This is a genomic window from Dyella tabacisoli, assembly GCF_003350925.1.
GTDB classification, from domain to species: domain Bacteria; phylum Pseudomonadota; class Gammaproteobacteria; order Xanthomonadales; family Rhodanobacteraceae; genus Dyella_C; species Dyella_C tabacisoli.
Genome location: NZ_KZ857178.1, coordinates 284,527 through 291,832, shown reverse-complemented (window position 1 = coordinate 291,832; position 7,306 = coordinate 284,527). Strand labels below are relative to the sequence as shown.

At 60.6% G+C, this 7,306-nt stretch carries 7 protein-coding genes; 3 read left to right on the top strand and 4 right to left on the bottom strand.

The window, feature by feature from the left end; genetic code table 11:
- Window positions 1-230: 230 nt before the first annotated feature.
- Window positions 231-1,442, bottom strand: a complete 1,212-nt coding sequence (gene tyrS, locus DVJ77_RS15120) for a tyrosine--tRNA ligase (protein ID WP_114846330.1) — start codon at window positions 1,440-1,442, stop codon at window positions 231-233.
- A 183-nt stretch (window positions 1,443-1,625) separates the two neighbouring features.
- Here tyrS and DVJ77_RS15115 point away from each other — a divergent pair, with 183 nt between their 5' ends.
- Both DVJ77_RS15115 and DVJ77_RS15110 read left to right on the top strand, forming a co-directional pair.
- Window positions 1,626-3,065: an OapA family protein gene (locus DVJ77_RS15115; protein WP_114846329.1), complete on the top strand. Its 1,440-nt coding sequence runs from the start codon at window positions 1,626-1,628 to the stop codon at window positions 3,063-3,065.
- A 39-nt stretch (window positions 3,066-3,104) separates the two neighbouring features.
- Entirely contained in the window at window positions 3,105-4,226 is a 1,122-nt protein-coding gene (locus tag DVJ77_RS15110; protein ID WP_114846328.1) for an anhydro-N-acetylmuramic acid kinase, read from the top strand.
- A 2-nt stretch (window positions 4,227-4,228) separates the two neighbouring features.
- Here DVJ77_RS15110 and DVJ77_RS15105 read toward each other — a convergent pair whose 3' ends face one another.
- The 3 genes from DVJ77_RS15105 to DVJ77_RS15095 form a co-directional block, all read right to left on the bottom strand.
- Window positions 4,229-4,513 carry a hypothetical protein gene (locus DVJ77_RS15105; RefSeq protein ID WP_114846327.1) on the bottom strand — a complete coding sequence of 95 codons (285 nt, stop codon included), beginning with the start codon at window positions 4,511-4,513 and terminating at the stop codon, window positions 4,229-4,231.
- Between the two features lie 136 nt (window positions 4,514-4,649).
- Window positions 4,650-5,972 carry an AmpG family muropeptide MFS transporter gene (locus tag DVJ77_RS15100; protein ID WP_225428024.1) on the bottom strand — a complete coding sequence of 441 codons (1,323 nt, stop codon included), beginning with the start codon at window positions 5,970-5,972 and terminating at the stop codon, window positions 4,650-4,652.
- 10 nt (window positions 5,973-5,982) lie between these two features.
- Complete coding sequence (locus DVJ77_RS15095; protein ID WP_114846325.1) at window positions 5,983-6,753, bottom strand: exodeoxyribonuclease III; 771 nt, start codon at window positions 6,751-6,753, stop codon at window positions 5,983-5,985.
- A gap of 51 nt (window positions 6,754-6,804) precedes the next feature.
- Between DVJ77_RS15095 and DVJ77_RS15090 the strand changes: the two genes are divergently transcribed.
- Window positions 6,805-7,302, top strand: a complete 498-nt coding sequence (locus DVJ77_RS15090; protein ID WP_114846324.1) for a GNAT family N-acetyltransferase — start codon at window positions 6,805-6,807, stop codon at window positions 7,300-7,302.
- The last annotated feature ends 4 nt before the right edge of the window (window positions 7,303-7,306 follow it).

Below are 7,306 nucleotides of genomic sequence, written 5' to 3'. Positions count from 1 at the left end.
CCATTCTACATCGCTTTCCAAGTCCGTCAACACCTGCGTGAAACTTTTTTTCTGCAGTTGTTGCCGGTGCGAAGCGCTGCAGCGGCGGGGAGGCGAATACTAAGGACGGCCTGCTTTTTTGGCAAGCAATTTCTCGAAAAATTTTCACATTTTCTTCTAAGCGATTGTTCTCAATCGCAGTATGCGAAATGCCGACGATGCCATAGCGGCAATCGTCGGCCTCGCATGGCTCACTGACCGGTCAGCAGCACACGCGCAAAGTTGCGCTTGCCTACCTGCAGCACCGCTTCGAAGCCCGGCACGAAGATGCGTTGCGCGTCCTCGATCACTTCTGCATCTATACGTACGGCACGCTCTTTAAGCTTGCGACTCGCTTCGGAGTTGCTCGCCGTCAGCCCCGCCGCCGTAAGCAGTGCCGGCAGACGCAGACCCTCAGCCGGTACGGCGATCTCAGTCAACGGCAACAGACTGGTATCCCCCTCTCCACGTACTACAGCGTGCCAGCCGGCGATGGCCAGCTCCGCGGCAGCTACGTTATGGAAGCGCGTGGCCAATTCGCGCGCCAGGCGCAGCTTGGCATCGCGTGGATTGAGTACGCCGCTTTCTATATCGCGCTTCATCTGTGCCAGCTCGTCCAACGAGACCTCGAAGCTGAGCAATTCGAACCAGCGCCACATCAACTCGTCGCCGATCTTCATCGTCTTAGTAACGATGTCGATCGCGGGCTCATTGATGCCTATGTAGTTACCAAGGGACTTGGACATCTTGTTGACGCCATCCAGGCCCTCCAGCAACGGCATGGTCAAGACGATTTGCGGCGGCTGGCCGTGGTGCTCTTGTAAGGCCCGGCCCATCAACAAATTGAATTTCTGATCGGTGCCGCCGAGCTCGACGTCGCATTTGAGCGCGACGGAGTCATAGCCCTGCACCAGCGGATAGAGAAATTCATGGATCGCGATCGGCTGCTGCGCGGCATAGCGCTTGGCGAAATCGTCGCGCTCAAGCATGCGCGCCACGGTGTGCTGAGCGGCAAGCTTGATCATATCGGCTGCGGTCATCTGACCGAACCATTCGGAATTGAACCGCAGCTCGGTGCGTTCCTTGTCCAGCACTTTATAGACCTGTTCGGCATAGGTCTCGGCGTTCGCCAGCACATCCTCGCGGGTCAGCGGCTTGCGCGTGATGTTCTTGCCAGTGGGATCGCCGATCATGCCGGTGAAGTCGCCAATCAAGAAGATCACCTGGTGCCCCAGATCCTGGAACTGGCGCATCTTGTTGAGCAATACGGTATGGCCCAGGTGCAGGTCCGGCGCTGTTGGGTCGAACCCGGCCTTGATGCGCAATGGGCGCCCTTGCTTCAAGCGCTCGACCAACTCCTCATGCTTGATGATTTCGTCAGCACCGCGCGCGATGGTTGCCAGTGCTTGCTCAAGCTCATTCATGCAATTCTCTCAAAAATATATGTCTAGACAGGCATCGAAAGGATAACCGCCGCCCGCTGAAGTTAATTGTGCGTTAACCACAAACCTCACGCAAACCCTTGATGCGAAAGGCATTGACGCCGTTTACATAGGGCCGCTATGGTACGCGGCATTATAAGAATTGTATTGCGGGGCACGCTGGGCATGGGTGAGAAATATCGGATTGCGCGCGAAGCGCGTAAACAGGCTATTCGTCGCAAGGCGCAGCGCCGACACTCTCACTTCTATGAACGTTGCTCGCATTGGTCATTCGGCGGCCACGGCGAAGCCGGGCCGATTCATTGGCATCGCGAGCGCTGGGTGCTGGCCGGTACGGCCCTGCTCATCACGGCACTTTCCGGCTTCATTATTCCGGCCTGGGCCAGTGCGATGCGGCCGAACCCGACACCCGCCGCACATGCGATGTTGCCGCTGGCCCTGCCCAAGGCCACCACCGAGGCATTGCAAACACCGACCGCCGAAGACTGGCACATCGTGCAGGTGCGACCGGGCCAATCGCTGTCGGATATTTTCCAGAGCCAGGGACTAAGCCTGGCCGACTTGCAGCGTGTGATGGACGAATCGGGCAGCACGAAGGCACTGCATAGCATTCGGCCTGGGCAAGAGTTCGATTTTCTATTGGGTACGGACGGCAGCCTTAAGGGCATCCGTTTCGACAAAGACGAGTCCAGCCGCGCCATCGTGCGCTTCGACAGCGACAAACCCAGCGTGTCCGAACAGTCGCGCGAGGTCGAGCGCCGCGAACACATCGCGCATGGCGTCATCAATAGCTCGCTGTTCGCCGCAGGCTCCAAAGCCGGCATGAGCAGCGCAATGGTGCTGAAGCTGGCCGAGTTGTTCAAATACGACATCGACTTTGTGCAAGATCTACGCGAAGGCGACAGCTTCACCGTGGTTTATGACGATGTGTATCGCGACGGCGCTTATCTGCGCGAAGGCGAAATCGTCGCGGCCGAATTCGTGAACCAGGGCACGCGCTACACCGCTTATCGCTTCAAGAAAGACGACGGCCAGTACGGCTGGTTCAGCGAGGACGGCCGCTCGATCCAGAAATCGTTCCTGCGTATTCCGGTCGATTTCACGCGCATTTCCTCGACCTTCAGCGCGGCGCGCATGCATCCGGTACTCGGCCGCATGCGTGCGCATAAAGGCGTGGACTACGCCGCACCCACCGGCACGCCGATTCATGCCGCCGGCGACGGCGTGGTGAAGTTTCGCGGCTGGATGAACGGCTACGGCAACTTCGTCATCGTGCAGCACAACTCGACCATCAGCACCGCCTACGGCCACATGTCGAAGTTCGCCAACCTCAAGGTCGGCCAGCATGTGAGCCAGGGCTCGGTGATTGGCTTTGTCGGCATGACCGGCCTCGCCACCGGCCCGCATCTGCATTATGAGTTCCGCGTCAATAACCTGCAGCGCGACCCGCAGACGGTGACCTTGCCCAAGCCCGAACCGCTGCCCGCCGCACAACTGGCCAAATTCAAGGCACAGGTGGTGCAACCGCAATTGGCTCGCCTGAAAGCCTTGGATGCCAATGTGAAACTGGCACGCGTCGGCAACACCACGCGCAGCGACGACTGATTGCCCGAAGTGACCAAACAAGCTGTAGGCGGGCAACGCATGGACGACGCTTCGGCGCTTTATATCGGACTGATCTCCGGCACCAGCGCCGACGGCATCGATGCCGCCCTGGTGCGCTTTAACGACAATCAGCCGCAGCTACTGGCGGCCCTCACTCATCCGTGGCCCAGCGCGCTGCGCGAACGCATTCTCGCGGTGGCGCAGGATGAAGTACGGCTGGATCTCGATACCTATGGCCGATTGGACGTGGCGATTGGGCAAAGCTTTGCCGAAGCCGCGCAGAACCTGCTCGCACAAAGCCATACGCCGGTATCTGCCATCCGGGCAATTGGATCGCATGGTCAGACCCTGCGCCATCGGCCCACCGGCGAACACCCTTTTACCTTGCAAGTGGGCGACCCCACGGTGATTGCCGAGCGCTGCGGCGCGGATGTCATCGCGGATTTCCGTCGCGCCGACGTCGCCGCAGGTGGCCAGGGCGCTCCGTTGCTGCCTACGGTACACGCCATGCTGCTGGCGCAGCCGCACCGATGCCGAGTGGTCCTGAATCTTGGTGGCATCGCCAATATCACCGTCCTCGGCGCCCATGGCAGCGTGCTGGGCTTCGATACCGGACCGGCCAACGGCCTGCTCGATGCCTGGTGTCTACGCCATCGTGGCGAGCCGTTCGACCGGGACGGAAGGTTCGCGGCGAGCGGCCGGGTCGACGACACTCTGCTGAACAGCCTGCTGGCCGATCCTTACTTCATGCTGCCGCCGCCGAAAAGCACCGGGCGCGAACACTTCCATCTGGCCTGGCTAACCGCACATCCGCAAGTAGACACGCTGGCGGCGGCCGACGTGCAGGCTACGTTATTGGAACTATCCGCACGCAGCGTGGCTGAAGCGATCGCCCACCACGCACCCGATGCCATCGACGTACTGGCCTGCGGTGGTGGCGTACATAACGGTCCACTGATGCGCCGGCTCGCCGAACTACTCGCACCGCGCGCGGTGCTGAGTACGGCGGCACATGGTATCGATCCTGATTATCTGGAGGCCGTTGCGTTTGCCTGGCTTGCACGCCAGCGCCTGCTCGGCCTGCCAGGCAATTTACCTGCCGTCACCGGCGCACGCGGCTTACGGGTGCTTGGGGCGATTTACCCCGCTCCCACCGTGTGACCTTATTTACGCGGTGCCAGCGGATCGGGTGGCGCCACTGACAAAGCCTGGATAGCCTCCTGAAAGGCGGCCTTTTCCTCTGCGTCCCACTGCCCGCTCAAGATGGTGAGGTCACCGGAATCGCGCAGCGTCTCAGCGAAGATATTGCCTGCCGCCATGCCGAGCCCATGGCGCAGTGCATAAAGCACGACGTCATTGATCGACCACTGCCGTTCTTTAGCCAGCGCCTTGATGCGCTCGGCCATCAGATTGTCGATATGGCGTATGACGAGAACCGGCACCGTCATCACTCCGCGTTACGTAGGCCCCCCTGCGCGCGCATGGTGGCACAGAACGCTATGCGCGCAAGTTAACCAAGGCCGATTCGTGGCCTGGGTCTCAGAGCCTGAACGCCTGCTTGGTCAAGCAGCCGGCTTGGACAAGCTACCCCTCATCATGACCGGCAGCGCGCAAACGTTCGGCTTCGCGAAAACGCGGCCATAAATATAGAAACAACGCTGCCGCGGGCAGCACCGCCAGCGCCGTAATGACGAAATAGGTGCTGTAAGTGGTCGCTGCGACGATACCCCCGGCAAAGAAGCCAAGCACCTTGCCGGGCAGGTTAACCAACGAACTCAATAAGGCGTACTGCGTTGCCGTGTGCTGGCGATTGACCAGCGAGGACAAGAACGCCACGGTCGGCGGCCCAAGTATGCCCAGCGTAAGGTTCTCGCCGGAGATCACCAAGGTCAGCACGACGAGGTTGCCTGGGTGAGCAGCCACGAACAGATACAGCAGGTTGGTGCACCCACACAACACAATAGATGCGCATAGTGGGCGCCATGCGCCCCATCGCGCGACCGCCGCACCGCCGATAAAGACGCCGACAATACCGATCCAGACGCCGTAGATCTTGGTAATGGCGCCGATCTGGGTTTTCTCAAAACCCATATCGCGATAGAACGGGCTCATGATCCCGCCAATCGTCGCCTGCTCGGGAATCTTGAACAGCAGGATAAACAGCAAGGTCACGCCGGCGAGGTGCCAGCCATAGCGACGAAAGAAATCGGCAAATGGATCGATAACACCTTCGCGCATGGCATCGCGCCAGCGATCGGGCAGCACCCGGCGAACTTCGGGCTCGCGCGCCATCAAGGTTGCCGCGATGGGCAGGCCCATCAAAATGGCCATCAACACATAAACCCAGCTCCACGCTATGTGGTCGGCAAGAATCAATGCCAGGGCGCCGGCCATGATAAGACCGATGCGATAGCCCAACGAGTAGGTCGCAACCAAGGCGCCCTGCACCTCCACGGGGGCAATCTCAATCCGATATGCGTCGACCGCGATGTCCTGAGTCGCACCGAAAAACGCAACGATCAGCGTCGCCACGACGAATGGCGTCAACTGAGCCGGCGTCAGCGCCGCCATCGCGAGCAGGCCGACCACCACGCCAATCTGCGCAAACAGCAGCCAGCCGCGGCGCTGGCCGAACCGCACGAAACCAGGAATCCGCCAATGGTCGAGCAAAGGCGCCCACAGAAACTTGAAGGCATATGTCATGCCGGCGCTGGCGATCATCGTGATGTCTTTCAACACGATGCCTTTCTCTTTGAGCCAGTAGGCCAAGGTGCCGGCTACCAGCAGGAACGGCAGCCCCGACGAAAACCCGAACAAAAACATCGTCCACGCAGCGGGCTGCGCAAATGATTTCCAGACTGACGGCCTGGGCGGCTTTGCCGCCGCCGCAGACGCGGATGAAGTCATCGCCGTCGGATCAGTCGGCATAATCGACGATGTACGGCGCATGATCGGAGAAGCGCTGGTCGCGATAGACCGAGCACAACTTCAGGCGATCGCGTAGAGACGGCGTGACCACCTGGTAGTCGATACGCCAACCCACGTTGTTCGCCCGCGCCTGGCCCCGGTTCGACCACCAGGTGTATTCCACCGCGTCGGGCTTGATCGCGCGGAAGCTGTCGACCCAGCCATGCTGCTGGAACAGCAAATCCAGCCAGGCGCGTTCTTCGGGCAGGCAGCCGGAGTTTTTCTGGTTGGAGCTCCAGTTCTTGATGTCGTTCTTGGTGTGCACGATGTTCCAGTCACCGCAGATCACGTAGTCGCGACCGCTCTTGAGCCACGCCTCGAAGATCGGGGTGATCCATTCCATCACTTTGAACTTGTACTGCTGCCGCTCGTCGCCGGACGAGCCGGAAGGCAGATACAGCGACACCACGCTCAAATTGCCGAAACGCGCCTCGATATAGCGGCCCTCGTTGTCGAACGCATCCCAGCCCAGCTCGGTCAACACCTCATCGGGCTCGCGCTTGGCATAGATCGCCACGCCGCTGTAGCCCTTTTTGCTGCTGGCGTCGCGATAGAAGCAGTGATGGCCGTCGGGGCGAAACATCGGATCGCTGAGCTGGTCTTCCTGAGCCTTGGTTTCTTGTACACAGACCACGTCGGCGTTCTGCGTACGCAGCCATTCGAATACACCTTTGGTCGCGGCCGAACGGATGCCGTTGGCGTTAAGGCTGATGATGCGCATGCGGACTCCAGCAATCTAAGGGGTTGCGGCGGGTGGTGCATGATAACAACCATGCGTGAACTCCCAGCCATTGTTGTTGCTCCGGTCGATGCCTCACTGCGCGAGGCGGTCATGCGACTGCGCGTGCACCCGGCCCAGCAGGATTTCGTCGGCATCATCAGCAACCTGCTGGCGGAAGCGGATAACAGCCGCAGCAGTGAGCCGATGGCGGTACTGCATGGCGCAACGCCGATCGGCTTTTACTGCATCGAGACCCGTTCACGCAGCATCGTCGGCCGTGATTTCGGACCGACCGCGCTCGGCCTTCGCGCATTCTTTATCGATGCCGACTGGCAAGGCCGGGGATGGGGCGCACAAGCCATGACCGCCATCCTCGCCGATCTCGCTACACGCCATCCGGCTGCGCGCCGATTGGTACTTACGGTGAACTGCAGTAACCACGCCGCGTTGACGTTGTACCGGCGCTGCGGTTTCGAGGACAGCGGCGAGTTGTACCATGGCGGCCGAGCCGGGCCGCAACATTTGCTGCTGCGCGCCCTGCCCGGCTGACAAC